The sequence below is a fragment of the Cryocola sp. 340MFSha3.1 genome, from assembly GCF_000383315.1.
Taxonomy (GTDB): Bacteria; Actinomycetota; Actinomycetes; order Actinomycetales; family Microbacteriaceae; genus Leifsonia.
In genome coordinates, this window is the sequence record NZ_KB911088.1 from 148,195 (window position 1) to 171,363 (window position 23,169).

Sequence of the window (23,169 nt, forward strand, 5' to 3'; positions counted from 1 at the left end):
GGATTCCGGGGCGGCGGCCGCGTCAGCCGACCGGGATGCCCGGAGCCTTCACGCGCAGCGCCAACTCGTCCACCCGGAGGTCGAGGCGCAGGATCTCGCCGAACGCGTCCCCGTCCAACTCGAAGGGCTCCGGCGCATCCACCGCCAGCTGCACCGAGGCTCCGCGCAGGTAGCTGAGCCGGGTGCGGATCGCGCGGTCGGTGAAACGGATGATCCGGCGACCGATGCTCGACTTCCGCAGGACGCGGTTCTCCCAGGTCACCTTGCGCCAGATCGCCAGCCAGCCGAATACCGTCGCTGGCTGGACGATCGCCACGTCGAGGAGACCGTCGTCGAGCTCGCCGTCCGGGATGAGCTCCATGTTCCCCGGCAACGCGCCGCAGTTCGCGACCAGGATCGTGCTCACGTGCGCCGACCGCTCGTGTCCGTTGTCGAGCCGGTAACGCACCGGGACCTTCGACGCCTTCGGCAGAGCACGGAAGGCCGCGTCGACGTACGCCAGCCAACCGAACCGGCGCTTCAGCTGCGGCCGGGCGTTGGCGATCATCGCCGCGTCGATCCCGACACCGGCCATCACCAGGAACGCGTGCTCGGTCGCCGACCCGTCCGGGCGGTGCGCCACGGCGATGCCGATGTCGATCCGCCGCTCGCGGCCGCTGAACGCGACGGCGCACGCCGCTTCGACGCTCGCGATCGGAATGCCGAGGTTCCGCGCCAGAAGATTGCCGGTGCCCCCGGGGATGATGCCGAGGGTGGCATCCCGTCCGCGCAGTGCCTCAGCCACGGCGCGCACGGTGCCGTCGCCGCCCGCCGCGAGCACGAGGGACGCGCCCCGGGCCAGCGCCTCGCCGACCTGGGACTGCCCGCTCTCCTCCGGCGTCGTCTCGAGCCAGAGCAGCTCGAACCGGCCGGTAGCGGCGGTCTCCACCGCCGCCCGGATGCGCGGAACGTCGACCCGCACGGGGTTGTAGATGACGGCGGCGACACGGCGCTGCTCCCCGTCCCGTCCGTTCACGCACATCACGCTACCTGTTCGGCATCGGTCGATAAGCTGGTCAGGTGATCGATCCCGTACTTCTCCGTGAGAACCCCGACATCATCCGGCGCTCCCAGGAGGCCCGGGGCGACTCCGTGCAGCTCGTCGACGAGGCCATCCAGGCCGACATCGAGCGCCGCGCGGCGATCACGGCCTTCGAAGAACTCCGCGCCGAGCAGAACGCGTTCGGCAAGCAGGTCGCGAAAGCGCCGAAGGAGCAGAAGAAGGAGCTCGTCGCCCAGGCGCAGCAGCTCGCCGGTCGCGTGAAGGAGGCCCAGCAGGCCGCCAACGACGCGGATGCCCGGTTCGAGCAGCTGGTCCGCAGCATCGGCAACCCGATCGTTGACGGCGTCCCGGCGGGCGGGGAGGACGACTTCGTCGTCCTCAAGACGGTCGGCGACATCCCCGAGTTCCCGTTCGAGGCGCGCGACCACCTGGAGCTGGGCGAGCTGCTCGGCGCGATCGACATGGCCCGGGGCGCCAAGGTCGCGGGCGCCCGCTTCTCCTACCTACGCGGCATCGGAGCGCGGCTCGAGCTCGCGCTGATGAACATGGCGCTCGACAAGGCCCTGCAGAACGACTTCATCCCGCTGATCACGCCGACCCTGGTGAAGCCCGAGATCATGCAGGGCACCGGCTTCCTCGGCGCCCACGCCGACGAGGTCTACCACCTCGAGAACGACGACCTCTACCTGACCGGAACGAGCGAGGTCGCGCTCGCCGGCTACCACTCCGACGAGATCATCGAGGTCGACGAGCCCATCCGCTACGCCGGCTGGTCGACCTGCTACCGGCGCGAGGCCGGCTCGGCGGGCAAGGACACCCGCGGCATCATCCGCGTCCACCAGTTCGACAAGCTGGAGATGTTCGTCTACACCCGCCCGGAGGAGGCGGAGGCCGAGCACGAGCGGCTGCTCGGCTGGCAGGAGGAGATGATGCAGGCGCTGGGACTCAGCTACCGCGTCATCGACACGGCGGCGGGCGACCTCGGCTCGAGCGCCGCGCGCAAGTACGACGTCGAGGCGTGGATCCCCACCCAGGGCCGCTACCGCGAGCTCACCTCGACCTCGAACTGCACCACCTTCCAGGCACGCCGCCTCGACATCCGCTACCGCACCGAGAGCGGCAAGACGGCGCCGGTCGCGACCCTGAACGGGACGCTGGCCACCACGCGCTGGCTGGTCGCCATCCTCGAGACGCACCAGCAGGAGGACGGGTCGGTGCGCGTGCCGGAGGCGCTGCGCCCTTACCTCGGCGGACTGGAGCTGCTGGAGCCGACGCGTTCGTGAGCGACGACTCCCGGCTGCTGATCGCGCTCGACGTCGACGGCACGCTGATCCATGAAGACGAGACGGTCGGCGACGCCGTGCGCGCCGCCGTCACCCGGGTGCGCGATGCCGGCCACGAGGTGATGCTGGCCACGGGACGCAGCTGGGAGACCGCGCGACCCATCCACGAGGAGTTCGGCCTCACCAGCGAGTTCGTCGTCTGCGCGAACGGCGCCCTGACGATGAAGCGCGACGACACCCTCGAGGGCGGTTACCGGCGCGAGTTCATCGAGGTGTTCGACCCGACCGAGGTGCTGGAGACCATCCGGCCGCACCTCCCGAGCGGCAGCTTCATGGTGGAGGGGCCGACCGGGTTCCGCCGGTACACCGAGGGCATGACCGACTGGGAGCTGGTCAACGCCGAGCAGGTGCCGTTCGAGGAGCTTCTGCAGCATCCCGCGACCCGTGTCGTCGTGGTGTCGCCCGAGCACGACACCGAGGAGTTCCTCTCGATCGTCGACCGGATGGGCCTCCAGCGCGTCAGCTACGCCATCGGCTGGACCGCGTGGCTCGACATCTCGCCGGACGGCGTGAGCAAGGCAACGGCGATGGAGCGGGTGCGGCATGCGCTCGACATCCCGCGGTCGCACGTGGTCGCGGTCGGCGACGGCCGCAACGACATCGAGCTGCTCACCTGGGCGGGCGCCGAGGGTCTCGCGGTCGCGATGGGTCAGGCGCCGGACGAGGTGAAGGCGGTCGCCACGCGATCGACCGCGCCGGTCGTCGACGACGGCGTCGCGGAGGTCCTCGACGCGCTCTGACCGAGCGCCCCTCGGTCTGGGGGAGGCCTTCGCGCGCAACGACGCGCGCCCATCCAGAGCATTGCCAGCCTCCCGTGCCACCCTTTAAGACGGCGTGCGCTCATTTCCAGGCGCCCGCCTGTGAACGTGCGCACACCCGGCCGGAAGGAAGTGAATGAGCGAGATGCACACCCGCGCGCAAGCGCGAGCGCAGGAGAAGGCGGCAGGACCAGCGGTCCGCCACGGTCGACTGAAGCAGCACCATCCGCTCAAAGCACTCCTCAAGATCTTCGTCGCGGTCGTCGCCATCTTCGGCGTGACCGGCGTCTCGCTCGCGGCCTACGCGGCGGTGGATGTGGTGGCCAGCGTCAAGAAGTCGGTCAAGCTCGTCGACGCGAAGGGCAACGAGACGACGCCGGGCGTCGGCGCCATGAACGGTGCGTTCAACGTCCTCCTCGCCGGCAGTGACAGCGGTGGCGGCAACACCGCATACGGCGACCGCGAGGAGAACCTCAACGACGTGACGATGCTGCTGCACGTGTCGGCCGACCACCAGAACGCGACCGTCGTCAGCTTCCCCCGCGACATGTTCGTCTCCATCCCGTCCTGCCCGGACCCGAAGGGCGGCAGCTTCGATTCGATGAGCCGCCAGAAGATCAACAACTCCCTGAGCTACGGCGGCCTGGCCTGCACGGTGCTCACGGTCGAGAAGCTGACCGGCCTCAACATCCCGTACGCCGGTGTGATCCAGTTCGACGGTGTCATCGAGATGTCGAACGCCGTGGGCGGCGTGCCCGTCTGTGTCGCCGGAGACATCGAGGACCCGTACACGGGGCTGGATGTGAAGGCCGGCCAGAACGTGCTCCAGGGCTCGCAGGCGCTCGCCTTCCTCCGTACCCGTCACGGCGTCGGCGACGGCTCGGACCTGGGCCGCATCAGCAACCAGCAGGTGTTCCTGTCGTCGCTCGTCCGCACCATCAAGAGCGCCGACGTGCTGAGCAACCCGGTGAAGCTGTACGGCCTGGCGAAGGCGGCGACGAGCAACATCACCCTCTCCGACAGCCTCAACAACCCGACCACGATCGTCTCCATGGCGATGGCATTGAAGAACATCGACATCAGCAAGGTCGTGTTCGTGCAGTACCCGAACCACTATGTGGACGGCGGCGTCGCCCCGACGACGGATGCGGCGGACCAGCTGATGAGCGCCCTGCAGAACGATCAGCCGGTCACCCTCACGGGCGACACCGGCGTCGGTTCCCAGGCCGACCCGAACGCTCCGGCCACGCAGACCCCGGCCACGCAGCCGCCGGCGACGCAGGCGCCCGCCACCCAGCCTCCGGCGACCCAGGCTCCGGCCACCGGCACCGACTCGGGCACCGCCGGCGGCGGCTCGGTCGAGCTCCCGTCGGACGTGCACGGCCAGACGGCGGCGCAGTACACCTGCTCGAAGCCGTTCTCCGAGTGATCACCGTCGCCCGGGTTCGCTAGAATCGGGCGACGCCGGGTTCGCCCGGCGCCGGGAGGGCTGTCCGAGCGGCCGATGGAGCCAGTCTTGAAAACTGGTGGGCAGAAATGTCTCGTGGGTTCGAATCCCACGCCCTCCGCAGACAGGGTGCTCCGGGCTCACCTGACAAGCCGGCGTGGCACCGCCGTCTACGGGTTCAGCTGGTCGTCGATCGCCACCTTGAAGGCGCCCAGTTCGATCGTGTTGCCCTCGTAGACCTTTCCCTGGTCGCTCCAACTGAGCGCCAACGTGCCGACAGTGTCGTCACCTGTCACCTCGGCACCCTGGAAGCGGATGTGATCGATGATGTCGTCGTGGGCGCCGCCGTTGTGCTCGTCATCGAGGAAGTAGATCCGGTTCGGCGTCAGAACGAGCCGGCCGGCATGCCGGCCATCCTCATCCAATCGATCGGCTGCGACTTCCGCGATCGGTTCCTCGCCTCTCGGAAGCCTGTCCGGGTGGCCCTTTCCATGTTCAACCATGACGGCACCATAGACCCGGGACGATGGCGATGGTGAGGACCTCTGCGAACACGGGGATGTGCGGGACCCTTCGCATCCAGCTCCCCGACGACCAGGAGGGGTGCTCGCTCCCGGGCAGATCCTATGGGGAGCCTCAGTCGCCTCCGGATGCGGTGATCGCCGCCGCAGAAGCGGTCCGGGAGGCGAGGAGGCCTCCGACCCCCGGGATCAGCGAGAACAGCCAGACCCGGTGGCGCCCCTTCGACAGCAGGACGGCCGTGATGACCGTGCCGGTGTAGGCGAGACCGTGCACCGGGCCGAGGACCCGCGAGAGTTCCGGCAGGTGAACGGTGACGAGGTTCGCCAGCAGGACCACCAGGGTGGCCAGCTCGATCGTGCCGACGATCTGCAGGATGCGCCGGGGACTCACAGCCCGACTCCCGTCGTGGATCCGGGCCGGTAGATCATCAAGACGACCACGATCAGCCAGAGCAGGTTGAACACTCCGGTCAGCATCCCGAGCCGGCGGGCGGTGCTGCTCGGCGCCGCGGAGTCGTCGTCCTGCGGCGAGTCGACGGCGCGGACGACGCGGGTCTGGGCGGGAAGAATGAACGCGATCAGCAGGGCCGCCGCGAGAGCGGTGAGGATCATCGAGATGATCAGCCAGGTGTCTCCGAGCACCCCAATGCTCGCCGCCGTCGCCAGGCCGAACACCGGTACGAGCACTCCGATCACCGCATAGACGCGGGTGATCCGGTGCAAGAGGTTCACCACGGAGACACTCTTCGTGTCGCCGGGCGACGCGAGGGCGACGCGGGCATACCGCGGGAACATGCTCGCGGCGATGGCGACCGGGCCGACCGTGAGGATGGCGGCGAGCACGTGGACGGACAGGAGGAACGCGCTCATGCACCCGTCCGTTCGCCGCTGACGGGCGTGCACTGAAGACCCCCCACGTCGAGCGGGTCGAATCCGTCGAACGGCACGAACGGGGCACGGGGCTGGGGCATGGCGGGTTTCCTCTCGTGGAGCTCTCCTTCGATCCTGTTCGGACATCCGGGGCGTTCACCATGGCCATTTGGCCAATCTTTGCCTAAATCTCGCCAAGCGCTCGTCCTCGGTATAGTTCGGGTATGTACAACGTCGTCGTGCTCGCTCTGCCGGATGCGATCGCATTCGATCTGGCCACCCCGATCGAGACCTTCGGTCGTGTGCGGTTGCCGGACGGGAGGCCGGGATACCGGGTCGTCGTCGCCGGTCTCGGGCAGTCCGTGCAGGCCGGGCCTCTGCGCGTGCAGCTCGACGAGGGGTTGGACGTGCTCGAACGCGCCGACCTCGTCGTGGTCCCCGGCCGGAACGATCCCTCGCGACCATCGCCGCCGGAGATCCTGTCGGCTCTCCGCGCGGCCGCGCGACAGGGGACCAGGATCGCGTCGATCTGTGTCGGCGCGTTCACCCTTGCCGAGGCCGGCCTGCTCGACGGCAAGGATGCGACGACGCATTGGCTCGCCGCGGACGAGTTCGCGTCCCGGTTTCCCGCCGTCCGGCTCAATCCGGACGTGCTCTACACGGACAACGGAGACATTCTGACCTCCGCCGGGGCCGCATCCGGTCTCGACCTCTGCCTGCACATCATCCAGCGCGACTACGGGATGGCGGTCGCCGCGGACGCCGCCCGCCTGGCGGTGGCCCCGCTGCACCGCCCCGGAGGGCAGGCGCAGTACATCGTCCGCAACCGCCCGACGGCCGGAGCATCGGCCCTCCGCGACATCCTGACCTGGATCGAGGCGAACGCCCACCGCGAGCTCACGCTCGCGGACCTTGCGGCCGAGGCCGGCGTGAGCGCGCGCACGCTCACCCGGCGGTTCGCAGACGAGACCGGCCAGAGTCCCATGCAGTGGGTCTCCGGTGTGCGTCTGCGGCATGCCCAGGAATTGCTGGAGACCACGGATTACACCGTCGATCGGATCGCCGCCCAGACGGGCTTCCCGAGCACCAGCAACTTCCGGGCACAGTTCGCGCACGCCCTCGGCGTCACCCCCGGCGCCTACCGGAAGGTCTTCCGCCCCCATCCGGCTGCCACTCCTGCTACCGTCGAGGCGTGGGAACGATTTCCAGCGCACTCGTGACGGGGCGCTTCTTCTTCATCCGCGACCGCCGCGCCTGACGGCGCGCTCGCTCCTGCTCGCATAAGCGCGCCGTCCTTCCGAGACGTCAACCGCACCTCGGACGGGCGCTTCCGCGTACCCACGCCGCCCTCCACAGGTGCTCCACCTCACTTCCTGGAGCACGCTCATGCCTCGTTCTCTGCATGGCGGCCGACACGAACTCGGCCAGAATTTCCTCACGCACACCCCCTCGATCGCGACCATCGTCTCCCTCGTAGGAGCGACTAGAGGCCCCATCCTCGAACTCGGTGCCGGCAACGGCGCCCTGACGCGACCGCTCGCGGCAACCGGTCGACCGCTGACGGCGATCGACATCGACGAACATCGTGTGCGCCGGCTCGCGCGGACCCTCCCGAATGTCCGGGTGGTTCACGCGGACGCCCTGCATCACGCGCTGGACACCCCGGTCATCGTGGGTAACATCCCGTTCCACCTCACCACACCGATCCTCCGTCGTCTCCTCGGGCACCCGACGTGGATGCGGGCGGTGCTGGTGACTCAATGGGAGGTCGCGAGGAAGCGAGCCGGGGTCGGAGGGCACACGATGATGACCGCGCAAAGCGCGCCCTGGTTCGCCTTCGAGCTGCACGGAAGGATCCCCAGCTGGGGATTCACGCCTCGCCCCAGCGTCGATGGCGGCATACTCACCATCGCGCGCCGCGGATCGCCGCTCGTGCCACACGCCGATCGCCGCCCCTACGAGACGTTCGTTCGCGCAGTGTTCTGCGGCAGAGGAGGCACGCTGGAACGCGTCATTCAGGTCGCCGCCCGGGTCAGCCCGGCGACCGCTCACCGCGCCCTCTCCGGCTCCGCCGTGCCGAAGACCGCCCTGCCGCGCGACCTCACCGCCGAGCAGTGGGCGGCCCTCTGGCTCACGCTCCGGGAGTAGCGGGCCCGTGCGATCACTCGCGGACAGAAGGAGGGTCCGTGGTCAGGCCGCGTACGCTGCGCGTCGACACGGCCGCAATCGACGCGAGCAGGACAACGACCGCGCATCCCAGGAGCGTCTGGACGGTCCCGAAGGACTGCGTGAGCGGCCCGACCAGGGTCTCGCCGAGCGGAACGGCGACGAACGACCCGACCATGTCGTACGAGTAGACCCGCGAGAGCGCATCTCGCGGGACGTTGGTCTGGAGCGACTGGTCCCAGGCGATGGAGAAGAGCTCCATCGCGATCCCGCCGAGCCCGAACGCGATCAGGAGGACGGGGAGGGACGGCAGCAGTCCGAGCGCCGCGAGCGGAAGGGCGGTGACGGCCATGAGTCCGACGCCGATCCCGAGGGCATGGCGCGGGCGCCAGCGCAACGCGACGACTGCGCCCACCGCGAGGCCGACGGCCTGCGCCGCGACGACGAGACCCCATCCGGCGCGGCCGAACGATGCGTCGGCGACGACGGGTCCGACCACCGTCGACCCGCCGACGTAGGCGGCGTTCAGGACGGTGAACTGCGCGACGACGATCCAGATCCAGCGGCGGCCGGAGAATTCCCGCCAGCCCTCGCGGAGATCGGAGAGGACCGATCCGCTCGACGCGGGCCGCGGTGTCTGGTGAGGAAGCCGCATTCGCGCGTAACACAGGGCCGCCAGAGCGAAGGATGCCGCGTCGACGGCGAGCCCCGCGCCCGGCCCGACCAGCGCGACCACCCCCGCTCCGACCGATGCGCCGAGGATGGTCCCGCCGTTCAGCCCCAGCCGAAGCAGCGCGTTCGCCGGGCGGAGAACATCCGCGGGGACGGTCTCGGGCACCATCGCGGCCGCGGCAGGCAGACTCACGGCGCTGACTGCACCGTTGAGGATGCTCAGGGCGATGAGCGACCAGATCGCCGCCGTCCCTGTCAGGACGAGGGCGGCGACGACGCCTTGTGTGAGCGCGGCGCCCACGGAGGTGCCGACCAGCACCAGCCGGCGGGGAAGCCGGTCGGCGATGACGCCGCCAAAGAGGAGCACCGCGACGTTGGCGATGGACCGGGCGCCGACCACCAGTCCCAGGTCGACGGGGGAGCCGGTGAGGTCCAGCACGGCGAACGCCAGTGCGATCGGGGCGACGGCATTGCCGACGATGCCGATGGTGCGGGCGGCCAGCAGCCAGCGGAACGGTGCGTGGCGCAGCGGGCTCGGATTCTTCGTCGCGGGAGCCGTCGACGCGGCGATCTGGCCGGTCACGGACGCCTCAGCGGGAAGAGCGCGACGGTCATCGACACGGGTACCGTCCCCGGGGTGCGCGGGCGCTGCGCTGCGGCGTGGATGAGCGCCGAAGCCTCTCCGACCCGGCGCACGACGCGACGCCAGACCTCGGGGTCCACCCACAGCTCAGCGTCCGTGGAGACCGACGGCCCGGCCGCGCGCTGCCGCGCACGGCGGTGCAGTTCCTCGATGAGGGCGTCGTAGTACACGGCCTGCTCCTCCCGCAGGGCCGCCGAGGTCGGCTGCGCGGGAGGGAGGAGGAACGGCTCGGCCGACGCTTCGTGCCGGTAGCGCTTCGCCTCCCCTCCCCGCAGGCGCACGACCTCGACGACGCGCACCAGCCCCGCACGCTCCAGCACCCGAAGGTGATAGCTCGCCGTCGCCTGCGAGTACCCCAGCTCGCGGCCGGCCTCCGCGGCGCTCATGGCGGCGCCGGTCAGCAACGACAGCAGCCGCAGACGGATGGGATGGGCGGTCGCGCGAAGCTCCTCGAGAGTTGACATTCCGCCATGGTCGCGCGCGGCGAGCCGACCGTCAAATGTGTCTTTGGGGGTTGCAGGCGGAGTGCGAGTCAGCCCAGAGGATGATGAGATCGATTTGCCGCCTCGGCCAGACTGAGGGGATGAGTGTGTCGTCTCCTGGCGTGATGCGCCGCTGGGTGTTCCCCGTCCTTCGCCTCGTCGTCTTCGCCGCGATCGCGGCCGCGCTGGTGAAGCTCGCGTTCTTCAGCGGTGCCACCGCCGGAGCCGACGGGGTCAGGCCGACGGGAGTCGTCTCCGAGCCGACGACGACCGTCGCGAGCGGGTCGATCCGCAACGACCTCACGGTGGACGCGACCGTGTTCGCCGATGCGGCGGCGCCGGTGCGGGCCACCGCGGCGGGCGAGGTGACGAAGGTCGCCGTGGCACCGGGCGCCGCGGTCGACGCCGGCACACCGGTGGCGGTCGTCAAGCAGCAGCTCGCCACGCCCGCGGCGGACGGCAGTCCGCGGTACGGCACGGTGACGATCACGGCCAGCGCCGCGGGGACCGTGTCCGCGGTCGCTGTGCTCGTCGGTCAGCAGGTCGTCGTTGGCGATGTGCTCGCCCAGGTGGCTCCGCCGACGTTCAACGTGACCGGGTCGATCGCCGCCGTGCAGCAGTACCGTCTGCTGAGCAAGCCGACGGAGGCGAAGGTGACCATCGCGGGCGGCCCGGCGCCGTTCACGTGCACCGGCCTCAGCGTCAGCGCACCGCTGGCCGGCGCGAGCGCCGGGTCCGACGGATCGGCGCAGGCCCCGGCTCCCTCCACGGGCTCGGCGTCCGGAGCGGGATCGACCGGGGGCCCGACCGTGCGGTGTGCGGTGCCCGCCGATGTGACGGTCTTCGCCGGCCTGGCGGCGAAGCTGACCATCAGTGCAGGCTCGGCCGACGACGCGCTCCTCGTCCCTGCGACGGCCGTCGAGGGAGCCGGTGCGGCGGGGACGGTGTACCGGCCGGCCGCCGATGGAGGCGCTCCGACGGCCGTGAAGGTGCAGCTGGGGATCTTCGACGGTCAGCAGGTGCAGATCGTCTCCGGGCTGAAGAAGGGCGACGAGATCCTGCAGTTCGTCCCGTCCAAGGTCGACGAGCAGGCGGCGGCGGCGAACGGCATCAGCGGCTGATGGCGATCCTGGTGCTCGACGGGGTCACCCGCGTGGTGGAGATCCCGGATGCCGAGCCTCTGCACATCCTGCGCGGGGTCGACCTCGTCGTCGACGCCGGCGAACACGTGTCGATCGTCGGCCGGAGCGGCTCCGGCAAGTCGACGCTGCTCAACATCCTCGGGCTGCTCGATGAGCCGACGGGCGGCAGCATCCGGTTCGACGACGTTCCGGTGCAGCGGATGTCGGCGGCGGAGCGGGACAAGCGCAGGGGCCGGGAGGTGGGGTTCATCTTCCAGCAGTTCAATCTCCTCCCCGGTCGCACGGCGGCCGAGAACGTCGCGACCCCTCTGCTGTACGCCGAACCGCACCGGTTCTGGCGTCGCCGACGTCTGGCGCTCGAGATGCTCGACAGGGTCGGCTTGGCCGACCGGGCCGACTGGCTGCCGAGCAGGCTCTCGGGCGGCGAGCAGCAGCGCGTCGCGATCGCTCGGGCACTCGTCCGCGAGCCGCGTGTGATCCTGGCCGATGAGCCGACGGGAGCTCTGGATGTGGAGACGGGTCAGGCGGTCATGGGGCTGCTCGACGGCGTCGCCCGCGACAGTAGGGCCGCCCTCGTCACCATCACACACGATCCGCACATCGCCGCACTGGCCGACCGCCGCCACCGGCTCGACGGCGGCGTCTTGCATCCCGACGAGGTCGAGGTCATCCGGTGAGAGCGCTGACGTCGGTTTACAGCGTCCTCGTCGAGGCGTGGTCGGAGTTCCGGGTCTACCGGGCGAGGGTGCTGATGGCGATCGTGGGCGTCGCGGTCGCGATCATGGCACTTACCTCCATCGCGGCCATTTCGGCGGTCGCTCAGCAGGGGGTGGTTGAGGGGCTCGAACGCGGTCAGGGGCGGCCGGCGATGATGAACATCAGCTTGCCGTACTCCGAGGACGGCCGACCGCTCACCACGGATGAGGAGTTCGGCCACCTGGTGACCGACACGCTCGCGCGGTACCAGGTGAGCTACTCGACGCGCCAGGGATATGCGCAGCCGGTCGTGCGCGGGCTGCCGCCGGACGCCAACCTCAGCGGCCAGCTGGTCGACCAGGACTACGCGGTGATGTTCCGCACCCGGATGGTCGCCGGGAGCTGGTTCTCCGCACGCGATGCGGAACGGCTCGTGCCCGCGGTGGTCGTCAACGAGGGCCTGTGGCGTCTGCTCGGCTCACCCGACGTGGCCTCGCACCCGATGCTCCATCTGATCACCCCGACCTCGGTCGACGCGGTCGTCGTCGGGGTGGCCGCGGGCGGGGACGAGCACCTGGCCCAGTTGTGGATGCTCTACGACGCCTATCGGGCGCTCCAGCCTCCCGGCGCGGCTGAGGGAGACGCGGGCTCGACGCAGTACTTCGCCTGGGTGCCGCCTGAGGTGGCTGGTCCGCTGTCGGAACGTCTCTCCGCCGACCTCTCGCGCGCCGTCGGGAACGGTGCGACGGTGAGCGTGAACCGACAGGACTACCAAGCTGCTGACGGCCCTGACCCGCTGCTCTTCCTGAAGCTCGTCGGCGGTGCCGGCGCGGGTCTCATCCTGCTGCTCGGCGCCCTGGGGCTCCTGAACATCTCGATGGTGACCGTCCGAGCGCGCATCAGGGAAATCGGGATCCGGCGCAGCTTCGGCGCGACGGCGGGACGCGTGTTCGCGGGGGTCATGATGGAGAGCGTCGTCGCGACCGCCGTCGCCGGAGTCATCGGGGTGACGGTCGCGATCCTCGCGCTCGAGAACCCTGTCGTCATCGGCTTCCTGCACCGCCAGGGCCTGCAGGACGTTCCGGCGTTCCCCCTCTCCGCAGCCGCGTTCGGGATGCTGATCGCCGTCGGCGTCGGTGCACTCGCCGGGCTGTTGCCCTCGATCGTCGCCGTCCGGGTGCGGCCGATCGACGCCATCCGGTATTGACGGGTCTCGTCTCCCGCGGCGCGAGACGCCGTACAGTTGCGGGATGAGCGTCCACCTGCTGGGCGGCGGTGCACTGGAACCCTCGGATGCGCCGCTGTACGCGCCGTTCCTCGCTGAAGCCGCCGCGCGAGCCCGCGATGTCGGGCGCACGGTGCCTCGGGTCGCGATCGTGTCGATCCATCCCGGCGGTCCGGAACGGGCCGAGGTGCTGTGCCGGGTGCTCGCGGCGGCCGGCGAGGTCGACGCGCATGTGACGAGCTCGTACGGCGGCGAGGAGCTGTCGCCGAGCGCGATCGCGGAGGTCGACGGCATCCTGGTCGGCGGCGGCATCGTCGAAGCCGTGCGGGAGGGACTCGAACCCCTGTTCGGCGGGCTCCGCCGCCAGGTCGCGGACGGCGTGCCCTACCTCGGCGTCTCGGCCGGCGCGATGGTGGCCGCCGAGCGAGCGCTCGGCGGCGGATCCCGCATCCACGGCCGGCTGGTCTGCCCGGAGGACCCGTCCGAGCCCGGGATCGAGCTCGAGGTGGCGCCGGGCATCGGACTCGTCGACGGCTCGGTCGACCCGCACGTGGCACAGCGAGGCACGCTCTCGAGACTGGTCGCCGCCGTGGAGTCCGGGCTTATCGACGGTGCCCTCGGCGTCGACGAGCGCACCGTGCTGATCGTCGGCGATGGGGGTCTTCGGGTCGTGGGCAGCGGCAGCGTGTGGAGGGTGCGGTCGGTCAGCAGCGGCGTGGCTGTGTCGATGATCGACGCGGCGACTGTCGACGTCCGCTGACGCCTCGTCCTCGTCCGCCCGCGTCGGTCACGGGCGCAGCAGGGCAGGCAGGAGCACGTGGTCCACGAGTTCGGTGACGGCCTCCCGATCCAGGTATTGCTTCCGGAGGACGACGCTTCCGAAAGCCGCGGTCGGCACGATGCCCGCGATCAGGCCGACGGGAACATCCTTCTGGACCGTGCCCTCCGCCATCCAGCGCTCGATGACGGCGGTCAGCGCCAGAACGGGCGGCTGACCGACCTCCCGGTACGCCGCCTCGTACAGCACCGGATCGCCGCCGATCGCGCTCAGCAGGCTCGCGAGCACCCGGCCGGATCGCTCGTCGGACCCGGCGAAGTGCAGGGCCGCTGCGAGCAGATCACCGCGCAGCGAGCCCGTGTCGGGCGGGGCTGATCGGGGCTGGGATGCCCGGACCGCGGCGACGATGAGATCCGCCTTGGTCTCCCATCGGCGGTAGATGGCGGACTTTCCGCAGTGCGCCCGCTCCGCGACCGCCGCGATCGTCGTGCCGCCGTAGCCGATCTCGATGAGCAGGTCCTGCGTCGCCGAGAGGATACGGGACTCCAGCTCCAGATCGCGCGGCCGGCCCACCGGGTTCGCAGAGGCATCGGACATAGGAGGCCATTGTACCTTTCGGGAATTGGCGGTACCGTAATCCCATTACGGTACCACTCGGAACCGTAACTCCATCACAACGGAGGTGCTCATGACTACGCAAACCCTCACCCCGGTCGCGTCCGCATCCAAAGCCCGCGCGGCGATCATCCTCATCGTGGCGACACTGATCGCGATCGGCCTGAACGCCGTCATCGCCTCCCTCGCTCACGCGTTGGGCGTCTCGTCCGCCTACGGCCCGCTCACGGTTCCCGCCTACGCGTCGATGACGGTGCTCGGAGTCGCAGCAGGCTGGGTGGGATGGGTCCTCATCCGTCGCCGCGCCCGCAACCCGCGGCGTGCGCTGACGATCGTCGTCCCGATCGTCGTCGTCGCGTCCTTCCTGCCGGACGTCCTGCTGGCGACGCTGCGCTTCGTTCCGGGAACGACGTCCGGAGCAGTTCTGGCGCTCGCCCTCATGCACCTCGTGGTCGCAGGCGTCGCCATCCCCGCGTACGTCCTCGCGTCCCGCGGCGCTCCGGCTCGCCGGTCGTAATCCCTCGGATGTGAAGGAGTCAGCGGCGCTGGAGCATCCGAGAGGTGCGGACGGGGAGAGTGCCGAACACGTCGGACCACTCGGCCTCATAGCTGACGGGATCGACCTCTCCATGCCTCCGCCTCGCCTCCAGCGTCATCAACCGTTCGGCGCTGACACGGAGAAGCGCGACCTCGCCGTGTTCGTACAGTTCGCCGTGGACGTACTCCGAGGTGACGGTCACGGCGCGGGATCGGGAGCGCAGGTCTCGAGCCAGGCGGGAGAGGATCAGGAAACCCCCGGCGTAGAGGGCGAGCGCGGCCGCGAGGCTCAGCGCGGGGTTCTCACTGCCGAGGAGGACGAGGGCGAACAGGCACAGGATGCCACCCCCCACAGGCCAGACACGGGCGAGATGGAGGATGCGCCGCTCGGCGTGCGTGATCCCCGGAGGATAGACCGTCAACCGCACCTGCTGCCAGATCCCCCGGCTGGCCGGGGAGACATCGAGGGTTCCCCAGGGTGCTCGACCCTCGAGGAGACGCCGGACGAACTCGTTCATGCGTCCAGGATGCGCCGGAGGGGCGCGAGCGGATCCGGTCCTTGCGATCTCCATACGGCCGCGACCGCGAACCTAACGGGATGCTGACGGTGCTGACGGCCGGACCGGTCATCGACCGCACATCGCGGGGCTCCAGGCCGGGGAGCCATCGACGGTCGTGACGAGGTGGCGCCGAGCGGGGTCGACCTCGCGGAGCAGGGCGGCCCCACGGCAGGGAACGACGACCAGATCGCCGACGCGGATATCCGACACCACCTCCTCGAGCGCAGGGGAGGGCGTGCTCGTCCCTGCGTCGTGGACGCGGGCACGCCGATGGCAGGCGGTGGAGGTGCGTCCGATCATCCTCAGCTCGCCGACGAGCGCCGAACCCGGGAGCCGGGCGTCGATCCACACGTCGAGCGATCCGTCCGCAGCCGTCACGACCTCGAGCACGCGTGAGACGACCACCGAGGCGAGTTCGTCGGACGAGGGCATCCCACCCGTGCCCGGAACCACGGCGGCGGCGGTGTGGACGCACGGCGTCACGCACCACTTGGCCAGCCGGCTCAGGGAGACGCCGGCCACCGTGACATCGCTGAGGGTCGTGATCGTGAACTCCGGCCAGAGGTCCCGGCCGATCGGGTCGGGGACGGAACCACGGAGGCTGGGGAGGATGTGCGTGAGTGTCATAGTCGACGGTTCTACGCCGCTCCGGACCGGCCCGCAGCACTCCTAACGGAATCTCCACGCCGACCGCCGGAGGGAAAACGTTAGGACTCCGGCGCGCGCCGTATGGATCGCGTTAGGACCGCCGCTCTGCGCTCCCCACCGCACTTACATAGGTCCGGGGTTCTGGCGTGCCGCCAGTCCTCACCGCGCTGCCGGACGTCGGCGAGGCGGTTGACCCGGATGGAGAGATTCCGTGTTGGACCTCATTTGCGTTGTGGGGATCGTCGCGCTCGGCGCGATCGTCGCCCTGGTCGGTCGAGGGGTGGAGAAGCTGTGATCTTCTTCGACCTGCTGGCGGCCGCAGCGGCCCTGGCCTCGATCGCGTACCTCGTGTACGCCCTGTTGAAGCCGGAGAAGTTCTAGAGATGCCGGATTCGATGAGCACCTTCTGGCTGTTCGTGGCGTTCCTCGCCACGCTCGTCCTCCTGCTCGGCCTCGCCTACCGCCCGCTGGGCGACTACATGGCCGCGACCTTCACCACCCGCAAAGACCTGAAGATCGAGCGCGGGTTCTACCGGATCATCGGCGTCGACTCCCGCGTGGGTCAGAGCTGGCCGGTCTACCTGCGCAGCGTCCTCGCGTTCTCGATCCTCGGCGTGCTGCTCGTCTATGCGCTGCAGCGCTCGCAGGCCGTCCTCCCGTACTCGCTGGGGCTGCCCGCGGTGCCCGAGGGGTTGTCGTTCAACACCGCGATCTCGTTCGTCACCAACACCAACTGGCAGTCCTACTCGCCGGAGGTGACCGTCGGGTACACCGTGCAGATCGCGGGTCTGGCGGTGCAGAACTTCCTCTCCGCCGCCGTCGGGCTCGCGGTCGCCGTCACGCTGGTCCGCGGGTTCGCCGCCCACCGCTCCGGCACCATCGGCAACTTCTGGGTGGATGCGACGCGCGCCGTGCTGCGCATCCTGCTGCCCCTCTCGGTGGTCTTCGCGATCATCCTGATCATCGGCGGCGCCATCCAGAACTTCAACGGCTTCACCAGCGTGAGCACGCTGACGGGCGGATCGGCGACGATCCCGGGCGGACCGGTGGCGTCGCAGGAGGCCATCAAGCTGCTCGGGAACAACGGCGGAGGGTTCTTCAACGTCAACTCGGCGCATCCCTTCGAGAACCCGACGGCGTGGACCAACCTGATCGAGATCTTCCTCATGCTGCTGATCCCGTTCTCGCTGCCGCGCACCTTCGGCCGGATGGTCGGCGACAACCGTCAGGGCTACGCCATCCTCGGCGCGATGTCCGCGATCTTCCTCGTGTCGCTCGTAGCGCTCACCCTCTTCGAGCTCCAGGGCGCCGGGACGGCGACTCAGGCCGCGGGCGGTGCGCTCGAAGGGAAGGAGCAGCGGTTCGGCATCCTCGGATCCACCTTCTTCGCGACGACGAGCACGCTGACCTCCACCGGCGCGGTGAACTCGATGCACGACAGCTTCACGCCTCTCGGCGGGATGATGACGATGCTGAACATGATGACCGGCGAGGTCGCTCCCGGCGGTATCGGCGCAGGACTCTACGGCATCCTGATCATCGCGATCATCTCCGTCTTCCTCGCCGGCCTGATGGTCGGTCGCACTCCGGAGTACCTGGGGAAGAAGATCGGGTCGCGGGAGATCAAGCTGGCCAGCCTGTACATCCTGATCACGCCGACGCTGGTGCTGCTCGGCACCGGGCTCAGCTTCGCCATCCCCGCGATCAAGGACAACGTCGAGAAGGTCTCGATCTGGAACCCCGGACAGCACGGCTTCTCCGAGGTGCTCTACGCGTTCACCTCCGCGGCGAACAACAATGGGTCGGCCTTCGCCGGGCTCACCGCGAACACGCCCTGGCTTAACGCCGCGCTCGGCACGGCCATGTTCCTCGGCCGGTTCCTGCCGATCGTGTTCGTCCTGGCGCTCGCCGGCTCGCTGGCGGCTCAGGACAAGGTTCCCGCCACGACCGGCACCCTCCCGACGCATCGACCCCTGTTCGTCGCCTTCGTCGTCGGCGTGGTCGTCGTCGTCGCTGCACTCACCTACTTCCCCGTTCTCGCGCTGGGTCCCCTGGCGGAAGGGCTTCACTGATCATGTCCACTCTCACCGACACCGCGGAGGACCGCGGTCAGAACCAGCCCCACGGCGGGAAGGCGCCCACCGGCGCCTTCAACGGGCGGCAGCTCTGGGCCGGGCTCCCCGGCGCGTTCCGCAAGCTCGACCCGCGCGACATGTGGCACAACCCGGTCATGTTCATCGTCGAGGTCGGCGCTGCGCTGACCACGATCCTAGCGATCGCCGAGCCGTTCCTCGGTCGGCAGACCTCCGGCGGCACGGTCACCACGCTCGCCTTCACCTGGGCGATCGCTGTCTGGCTGTGGCTCACCGTGCTCTTCGCCACCCTGGCGGAGTCGGTCGCCGAGGGCCGCGGCAAGGCGCAGGCCGCCAGCCTCCGCAAGACGCGGACCACGACCGTCGCCAACCGGGTCGCCGACTACGACCCGGAGTCGGATGCGGCGGCGCTCGCCGCAGCGGTGGCGCAGGTCCCCTCGGCCGAGCTGCGCCTGGGGGATGTCGTGGTCGTCACGGCCGGGGAACTCATCCCCGGGGACGGCGACATCGTCTGGGGCATCGCCTCCGTCGACGAGTCGGCCATCACGGGCGAGTCCGCCCCGGTGGTCCGCGAGTCGGGCGGCGACCGCAGCGCCGTCACGGGCGGCACCCGGGTGCTGTCCGACCGGATCGTGGTGCGGATCACCAGCAAGCCGGGAGAGACCTTCGTCGACCGGATGATCAAGCTGGTCGAGGGCGCGGCACGGCAGAAGACGCCCAACGAAATCGCCCTGAACATCCTGCTCGCGGCACTCACGATCGTGTTCGTCGTCGTCGTCCTGGTGCTCGGCCCCACGGCCGGGTTCGCGAACGCCGCACCGAGCGTCACGGTCCTGGTCGCTCTGCTGGTGTGTCTCATCCCGACGACCATCGGCGCGCTGCTGTCGGCGATCGGCATCGCCGGGATGGACCGCCTGGTGCAGCACAACGTCCTCGCGATGTCGGGGCGTGCGGTCGAGGCGGCCGGCGACGTGACGACGCTCCTCCTCGACAAGACCGGCACCATCACCTACGGCAACCGCCAGGCCGCGGAGTTCACCGCGGTCGAGGGAGTGGACCAGCGTGAGCTCGTGAAGGCGGCTGCGCAGGCATCCCTGAGCGACCCGACGCCGGAGGGCTCCTCGGTGGTCGTGCTCGCCGAACAGCAGGGATTCGTTCAGGCCGGAACCCTCGACGGCGTTGTGGTGCCGTTCACCGCGCAGACACGGATGAGCGGCGTCGACTTCGCCGACGGGTCGCAGGTGCGCAAGGGGGCGGCGTCGATGGTCGTCGCGTGGGCGCAGGAGTCCACTCCCGTCGCCTCCTCGATCCTCAGCGATCTCGACGAGAAGGTGCTGCACATCTCCGAAGCCGGCGGCACCCCGCTGGCGGTCGCCACGAAGTCGGCGACGGGCGAGGCCACCGTCCTCGGCGTGATCTATCTGAAGGACATCGTCAAAGCGGGGCTCACCGAGCGGTTCGCGGACATGCGCCGGATGGGCATCCGCACCGTGATGATCACGGGCGACAACCCGGTGACCGCCCGCGCGATCGCCGCCGAAGCCGGGGTCGACGACTTCCTGGCGGAGGCGACCCCGGAGGACAAGCTCGCCCTCATCCGCAAAGAGCAGGAGGGCGGCAACCTCGTCGCCATGACCGGCGACGGCACGAACGACGCCCCGGCGCTCGCGCAGGCGGATGTCGGCGTCGCGATGAACACGGGCACCTCGGCGGCGAAGGAGGCGGGCAACATGGTCGACCTCGACTCCGACCCCACCAAGCTGATCGACATCGTCCGCATCGGCAAGCAGCTGCTCATCACCCGCGGTGCGCTCACCACGTTCTCGATCGCGAACGACGTCGCGAAGTACTTCGCGATCATCCCGGCGATGTTCGTCGGGGTGTTCCCCGGGCTGCAGGCGATCAACATCATGCAGCTGCACTCGTCGTCGTCGGCGATCCTGTCGGCGGTGATCTTCAACGCGATCATCATCGTGATCCTGATCCCGCTCGCACTGCGCGGTGTCCGTTACCGGGCCGCCTCGGCCTCGGCCCTGCTGCGCAGCAACCTCCTGATCTACGGCCTCGGCGGCATCATCGCCCCCTTCATCGGCATCAAGCTGATCGACCTGGTCGTCAGCCTGATCCCCGGATTCTAGAAATCAGAACGGAACTCATCATGAATGCTTCGACACGGGGAACCGGGCGCCAGTACTGGGTCGCCCTCCGGGCACTGCTCATCTTCACCGTCGTCCTCGGCGTCGCCTACCCGCTGGTGGTCACGGGGATCGGCCAGCTCACCCTTCCCGCGCAGGCGAACGGCTCGACCGTCACCGCGCACGGGAAGGTGGTCGGGTCGAGCCTGATCGGTCAGTCCTTCACCGACAAGAAGGGGAACCCGCTGCCCGGGTGGTTCCAGTCCCGGCCTTCTGCGGCGGGCGACGGGTACGACGGCGGCGCGTCCAGCGGCAGCAACCTCGGACCGAACAACCCGGACCTCGTGAAGTCGGTCGACGAGCGGGCGAAGGTCATCGAGAAGGTGGACGGCGTGAGCGCCGGCCAGATCCCGCCCGACGCGCTGACCGCATCCGGTTCGGGATTGGACCCGCACATCTCGCCGGCGTACGCGCTGCTCCAGGTGGATGCGGTGGCGAAGGCCCGAGGCATCAGCGCGGACCGGGTGCGTGCCCTCGTCGAGAAGAACGTCCAGCAGCGCGACCTGGGCTACCTGGGGGAGCCGACCGTCAACGTCCTCCAGTTGAACATCGCTCTCGAGGCGATGGCGCCGTCAGAATGAGGGTATGACTGCCGCCGACCAGCTCCTGGACCGCTTCGTCCGCACCGTCGATCGGGAAGGGCTGGGCGCGTACGGCGCCCACGCCCTGGTGGGTGACGACGAGGCGCAGCACCGCTGGCGCAGCGACGACCGGGTGAATGTGTACTCCGTGTCGAAGGGGGTCAGCGCGCTGGCCGCGGGCATCGCGGTCGATGAAGGCGTGTTGACCCTCGACACGACCGTCGCGGAGGCGCTCCCCGGACTGGAGCTCGGCGACGGGGTGGGAGCGGTGACGCTCCGCCACCTGCTGACCATGTCGAGCGGCATCGACTTCCAATGGTTCGGCGACCAGCCGGTGCCCGGCGCCGACCTGGCGCAGGAGATGCTCCGCCTCCCGACCCGCGGTCCGGGGGAGCACTTCCTCTACTCGGACGCGAGCACCTACGTGGCCATGCGGATGCTCGGCGCTGCCGTGGGCGATGTGCGCGACTGGCTGCTCCCGCGGCTGTTCGATCCTCTGGGAATCGACAACCCGCAGTGGATGCGGTGCCCGCTGGGCTGGATCGTCGCGGGCAGCGGCCTCCAGCTGCGCACCGAGGAGCTGGCCCGCATCGGCCGCGTTCTGCGCGACCGCGGCGAGTGGCGCGGATCGAGGATCGTGAGCGCCGCCTGGATGGACGGGATGCACGCCGACTGGCGCGACACCGGCAGCGACGGCACCTCCGCTCACTACGGGATCGCGACCTGGGAGGGCCCGTCGGGCCTGTGGCGATTCGATGGACGGTACGGGCAGTACGTCGTCGTTGACGACGCGCACGGCGCTGTGCTCACGGTGACGGCTCACGAGGAGTTCCGGACCGGCCGGCTGCTCGAGGTCGCGCACGAGGCGCTCCTCGGTTGACCCTCCACCAACCGGGTAGTGTTTCGAACGTGCCCCACCCGGAGCGCAGAGGGAGAGGATTCGTATGACCGACAGCCCCGTACCGTCGTTCGAGCTGCTTGCGGCACAGCTGCTGGAGGACCCCGACCTGGACGTGTCGGTGACCGCCACCGGGCTCCACGTGCACGGCCGCCTGTTCGCCTACCTGGACGGCACGGACCTCGTGGTCGACCTCCCCACCGGCCGCGCCGCCGACCTGGTCGGCCGTGACGTCGCCTCCGCCGTCCCCGCCGGCCGCAGCGAGGCCAAGGGCTCCTGGGTGCGGATCGCCGACACCGAGGACTGGCCGGAGCTCGCCAGCGAGTCGCACCAGTTCGTCGGCGAGCCCGCCGTCGGCCACGACTCCTGATCCGACGATGACCGACCCGGTCCCTCCCGCCGCAGGCTGGTACCCGGACCCGCACGGGTCCGGCGCGCTGCGCTGGTGGGACGGCTGCCGCTGGGGCGACCAGCTCGCGCCGGCAGTGCCGTCTCCGTACGTGGCGCCGTCCCCATACGGGGCGCCGTCCCCGTACGGGCCTCCGTCCCCGTACGGGCCTCCGCCGCGCCGCCCGCTCGCGCCGGGCACCCCGGTGTACACGGTGTGGATCTGGCTGGTCGCGGTCGCGCCGGTGGTGACCGGACTGCTGTTGTTCCTGTTGCACCCGCAGGCCATGTTCCGTACCGCGCCCGATGGTTCCGGTGTGGTGCTGACGGACCCGTTCGCCCTGCTCGGCGGCCCGCTGTATTTCGTGGTCATGGGTGTGAGCTGGCTGATCTCGGCAGCGACGATCGTCTTCTCCTGGCTGGACTACCGCGAGCTCGTCCGCCGCGGCATGGAGCGACCCTTCCACTGGGCGTGGTCGTTCCTCGGGATCGTCTACCCGATCGGCCGCAGCGTCATCGTGCGCAAGGTCGCCGACGGCCGCGGGCTGGCGCCCCTCTGGGTGGCGATCGCGGCGTACGTCGTCACGATGGTCCTGGCGATGGTCTGGTCGATCCTGCTCGTCAGCGAGATCCTCGGCACCGTGGCGCAACACGTCACCGTCGGCGCCTGAGGGAACCGTGTCCGGGCACGCCCGCGGCGTCCGTTATGATGGCTGTCGTGCGTCCGTTCGCGGTCGCGCTGGAGACGTCGCATAGTCAGGCCTAGTGCACCACCCTGCTAAGGTGGAGTCCCCGTAAGGGGACCGAGGGTTCAAATCCCTCCGTCTCCGCCGATCGAAACCCCCGGAATCCCAGTGATTTCGGGGGTTT

Annotated in this window: 26 protein-coding genes and 2 tRNA genes; 19 read left to right on the top strand and 9 right to left on the bottom strand. The window is 69.8% G+C overall.

The features are described 5' to 3' along the window. Nucleotides 1-22 precede the first annotated feature (22 nt). A complete protein-coding gene (locus tag H284_RS0111670) occupies nucleotides 23-1,021 on the bottom strand; it encodes a diacylglycerol/lipid kinase family protein (RefSeq protein WP_018192626.1) in 999 nt (332 codons plus the stop codon). A 38-nt stretch (nucleotides 1,022-1,059) separates the two neighbouring features. Here H284_RS0111670 and serS point away from each other — a divergent pair, with 38 nt between their 5' ends. From serS to H284_RS0111690, 4 genes are all read left to right on the top strand, one after another. Beyond that, nucleotides 1,060-2,325, top strand: coding sequence for a serine--tRNA ligase (gene serS / locus H284_RS0111675; RefSeq protein ID WP_018192625.1), 1,266 nt, complete (start codon nucleotides 1,060-1,062; stop codon nucleotides 2,323-2,325). Beyond that, nucleotides 2,322-3,125 (top strand): HAD family hydrolase, encoded by an 804-nt coding sequence (locus tag H284_RS0111680; RefSeq protein ID WP_018192624.1) that lies wholly within the window; start codon nucleotides 2,322-2,324, stop codon nucleotides 3,123-3,125. The genes serS and H284_RS0111680 overlap by 4 nt, the downstream gene beginning before the upstream one ends. Before the next feature lie 154 nt (nucleotides 3,126-3,279). Continuing rightward, the gene (locus tag H284_RS0111685) at nucleotides 3,280-4,572 is read left to right on the top strand and encodes an LCP family protein (protein ID WP_018192623.1); all 1,293 of its coding nucleotides are present in this window, start codon (nucleotides 3,280-3,282) and stop codon (nucleotides 4,570-4,572) included. A 54-nt stretch (nucleotides 4,573-4,626) separates the two neighbouring features. Next, a tRNA-Ser gene (locus H284_RS0111690) sits at nucleotides 4,627-4,711 on the top strand. 49 nt (nucleotides 4,712-4,760) lie between these two features. Here the strand turns inward: H284_RS0111690 and H284_RS0111695 are convergent. The 3 genes from H284_RS0111695 to H284_RS0111705 form a co-directional block, all read right to left on the bottom strand. Next, entirely contained in the window at nucleotides 4,761-5,093 is a 333-nt protein-coding gene (locus tag H284_RS0111695; protein ID WP_231371189.1) for a hypothetical protein, read from the bottom strand. Between the two features lie 133 nt (nucleotides 5,094-5,226). Then, on the bottom strand, nucleotides 5,227-5,502 hold the full coding sequence (locus tag H284_RS0111700) for a hypothetical protein (protein WP_020076371.1): 276 nt from the start codon (nucleotides 5,500-5,502) through the stop codon (nucleotides 5,227-5,229). Then, nucleotides 5,499-5,981 (bottom strand): DUF2269 family protein, encoded by a 483-nt coding sequence (locus H284_RS0111705; RefSeq protein WP_020076372.1) that lies wholly within the window; start codon nucleotides 5,979-5,981, stop codon nucleotides 5,499-5,501. The genes H284_RS0111700 and H284_RS0111705 overlap by 4 nt, the downstream gene beginning before the upstream one ends. Before the next feature lie 224 nt (nucleotides 5,982-6,205). On the opposite strand from H284_RS0111705, the gene H284_RS20170 reads away from it, so the two are divergent. Further along, a complete protein-coding gene (locus H284_RS20170; protein ID WP_020076374.1) occupies nucleotides 6,206-7,201 on the top strand; it encodes a GlxA family transcriptional regulator in 996 nt (331 codons plus the stop codon). A 166-nt stretch (nucleotides 7,202-7,367) separates the two neighbouring features. Further along, nucleotides 7,368-8,129 carry a 23S ribosomal RNA methyltransferase Erm gene (gene erm / locus H284_RS0111715; RefSeq protein ID WP_020076375.1) on the top strand — a complete coding sequence of 254 codons (762 nt, stop codon included), beginning with the start codon at nucleotides 7,368-7,370 and terminating at the stop codon, nucleotides 8,127-8,129. A gap of 13 nt (nucleotides 8,130-8,142) precedes the next feature. Here the strand turns inward: erm and H284_RS0111720 are convergent, their stop codons facing one another. After that, complete coding sequence (locus H284_RS0111720; RefSeq protein WP_020076376.1) at nucleotides 8,143-9,402, bottom strand: MFS transporter; 1,260 nt, start codon at nucleotides 9,400-9,402, stop codon at nucleotides 8,143-8,145. Continuing rightward, nucleotides 9,399-9,926, bottom strand: a complete 528-nt coding sequence (locus H284_RS0111725) for a winged helix-turn-helix domain-containing protein (protein ID WP_018192615.1) — start codon at nucleotides 9,924-9,926, stop codon at nucleotides 9,399-9,401. Before H284_RS0111725 ends, H284_RS0111720 begins: the two co-directional genes overlap by 4 nt. Nucleotides 9,927-10,045: 119 nt before the next feature. On the opposite strand from H284_RS0111725, the gene H284_RS0111730 reads away from it, so the two are divergent. From H284_RS0111730 to H284_RS0111745, 4 genes are read left to right on the top strand one after another with little or no spacing between them, the layout of a single operon-like run. Then, nucleotides 10,046-11,065 (top strand): efflux RND transporter periplasmic adaptor subunit, encoded by a 1,020-nt coding sequence (locus H284_RS0111730; protein WP_081630402.1) that lies wholly within the window; start codon nucleotides 10,046-10,048, stop codon nucleotides 11,063-11,065. Continuing rightward, nucleotides 11,065-11,763, top strand: a complete 699-nt coding sequence (locus tag H284_RS0111735; protein ID WP_020076378.1) for an ABC transporter ATP-binding protein — start codon at nucleotides 11,065-11,067, stop codon at nucleotides 11,761-11,763. Before H284_RS0111730 ends, H284_RS0111735 begins: the two co-directional genes overlap by 1 nt. Next, nucleotides 11,760-12,989: an ABC transporter permease gene (locus H284_RS0111740; protein WP_020076379.1), complete on the top strand. Its 1,230-nt coding sequence runs from the start codon at nucleotides 11,760-11,762 to the stop codon at nucleotides 12,987-12,989. The genes H284_RS0111735 and H284_RS0111740 overlap by 4 nt, the downstream gene beginning before the upstream one ends. A gap of 43 nt (nucleotides 12,990-13,032) precedes the next feature. Further along, nucleotides 13,033-13,767, top strand: coding sequence for a Type 1 glutamine amidotransferase-like domain-containing protein (locus tag H284_RS0111745; protein WP_020076380.1), 735 nt, complete (start codon nucleotides 13,033-13,035; stop codon nucleotides 13,765-13,767). Nucleotides 13,768-13,794: 27 nt separating this feature from the next. Here the strand turns inward: H284_RS0111745 and H284_RS0111750 are convergent, their stop codons facing one another. Beyond that, nucleotides 13,795-14,382, bottom strand: a complete 588-nt coding sequence (locus tag H284_RS0111750; protein ID WP_020076381.1) for a TetR/AcrR family transcriptional regulator — start codon at nucleotides 14,380-14,382, stop codon at nucleotides 13,795-13,797. A 91-nt stretch (nucleotides 14,383-14,473) separates the two neighbouring features. Here H284_RS0111750 and H284_RS0111755 point away from each other — a divergent pair, with 91 nt between their 5' ends. Then, nucleotides 14,474-14,917, top strand: a complete 444-nt coding sequence (locus H284_RS0111755; RefSeq protein ID WP_020076382.1) for a DUF6069 family protein — start codon at nucleotides 14,474-14,476, stop codon at nucleotides 14,915-14,917. A gap of 19 nt (nucleotides 14,918-14,936) precedes the next feature. Here the strand turns inward: H284_RS0111755 and H284_RS0111760 are convergent, their stop codons facing one another. Then, on the bottom strand, nucleotides 14,937-15,455 hold the full coding sequence (locus H284_RS0111760; protein WP_020076383.1) for a DUF6611 family protein: 519 nt from the start codon (nucleotides 15,453-15,455) through the stop codon (nucleotides 14,937-14,939). Between the two features lie 108 nt (nucleotides 15,456-15,563). Beyond that, a complete protein-coding gene (locus H284_RS0111765) occupies nucleotides 15,564-16,124 on the bottom strand; it encodes a hypothetical protein (protein WP_020076384.1) in 561 nt (186 codons plus the stop codon). Between the two features lie 312 nt (nucleotides 16,125-16,436). Here H284_RS0111765 and H284_RS20735 point away from each other — a divergent pair, with 312 nt between their 5' ends. From H284_RS20735 to H284_RS0111810, 8 genes are all read left to right on the top strand, one after another. After that, nucleotides 16,437-16,526 (top strand): potassium-transporting ATPase subunit F, encoded by a 90-nt coding sequence (locus H284_RS20735; RefSeq protein WP_018192608.1) that lies wholly within the window; start codon nucleotides 16,437-16,439, stop codon nucleotides 16,524-16,526. A gap of 14 nt (nucleotides 16,527-16,540) precedes the next feature. Further along, nucleotides 16,541-18,217 carry a potassium-transporting ATPase subunit KdpA gene (gene kdpA / locus H284_RS0111780; RefSeq protein WP_029042914.1) on the top strand — a complete coding sequence of 559 codons (1,677 nt, stop codon included), beginning with the start codon at nucleotides 16,541-16,543 and terminating at the stop codon, nucleotides 18,215-18,217. Between the two features lie 2 nt (nucleotides 18,218-18,219). Further along, nucleotides 18,220-20,376 carry a potassium-transporting ATPase subunit KdpB gene (kdpB, locus tag H284_RS0111785; RefSeq protein WP_020076386.1) on the top strand — a complete coding sequence of 719 codons (2,157 nt, stop codon included), beginning with the start codon at nucleotides 18,220-18,222 and terminating at the stop codon, nucleotides 20,374-20,376. Between the two features lie 20 nt (nucleotides 20,377-20,396). Then, nucleotides 20,397-21,014 (top strand): K(+)-transporting ATPase subunit C, encoded by a 618-nt coding sequence (gene kdpC, locus H284_RS0111790; RefSeq protein ID WP_020076387.1) that lies wholly within the window; start codon nucleotides 20,397-20,399, stop codon nucleotides 21,012-21,014. Nucleotides 21,015-21,018: 4 nt separating this feature from the next. Beyond that, on the top strand, nucleotides 21,019-21,894 hold the full coding sequence (locus H284_RS0111795) for a serine hydrolase domain-containing protein (RefSeq protein WP_020076388.1): 876 nt from the start codon (nucleotides 21,019-21,021) through the stop codon (nucleotides 21,892-21,894). Between the two features lie 64 nt (nucleotides 21,895-21,958). After that, entirely contained in the window at nucleotides 21,959-22,282 is a 324-nt protein-coding gene (locus tag H284_RS0111800; RefSeq protein ID WP_018192603.1) for a hypothetical protein, read from the top strand. Nucleotides 22,283-22,289: 7 nt separating this feature from the next. Next, nucleotides 22,290-22,970, top strand: a complete 681-nt coding sequence (locus tag H284_RS20175; protein WP_020076389.1) for a DUF2510 domain-containing protein — start codon at nucleotides 22,290-22,292, stop codon at nucleotides 22,968-22,970. A gap of 70 nt (nucleotides 22,971-23,040) precedes the next feature. Continuing rightward, a tRNA-Ser gene (locus H284_RS0111810) sits at nucleotides 23,041-23,129 on the top strand. Nucleotides 23,130-23,169: the final 40 nt, after the last annotated feature.